Origin of the sequence: Bulleidia sp. HCP3S3_C9 (assembly GCF_052064035.1) — a bacterium.
Classification (GTDB): domain Bacteria; phylum Bacillota_I; class Bacilli_A; order Erysipelotrichales; family Erysipelotrichaceae; genus Bulleidia.
In genome coordinates this window covers 1-625 of the sequence record NZ_JBQHWJ010000130.1, presented here as the reverse complement: position 1 = coordinate 625, position 625 = coordinate 1, and the positions used below count along the sequence as shown (strand labels likewise).

The 625-nt window shown below is 37.9% G+C and carries 1 protein-coding gene; it reads left to right on the top strand.

Annotation, left to right across the window (positions count from 1 at the left end):
* Positions 1 to 219: 219 nt before the first annotated feature.
* Positions 220 to 625: hypothetical protein (locus ACTND6_RS11095; protein WP_441024321.1), on the top strand; the 406-nt coding region annotated here is incomplete at its 3' end.

Here is a 625-nt window from a genome sequence, read left to right as displayed (position 1 = left end):
TGTTAGGGACCGGTGAAAATCGCCAAAAAGTGTCCAGTGAAAATCGCCATTTTCAGTCCATTAAAAATAGCCAATCATAATAAAAGACCATTACCATTTTTCAATAACAGTCCTACACTGATATACGTCAACACATCAGATGGAGGAGGTATTTTGAATATTAATAGTAATGACCTCGAGGACATATTAGCACATGCCCTTGCCACCATAAAGGGAAAAATGGGTGAAAGTTATTCGATTGAGAAAGTTAATCTGGCAGAACTGCACAGAATCACAGGCATCAGTCGATCTAAACTAAGAAGATTAAAGAAAAATAGTTTTGCAGTAAAACCAAATGGAAATAAAGGAAAAAAGTCCAAGAAATCTGTTATTTCAGGATACGAGGGCACAATTGATGATTATCTCAGAAAGAATGTCACAAATTCTGAAGTTATCTTTGAAAGACTTCAAGGAGTCGGCTATCCAGGAAGCAGAACTTCTATCAAACGATATATTGCTGCACATAAAGATCTGGTTCCAGCACCAAGAGAGATTGTAAGTCCACAGGGAAACAGAGGCAGAAGATATCATACAGGTCCTGGTGAGAATTACCAGATGGACTGGGGATTTGTTAAAGTGAATGCTC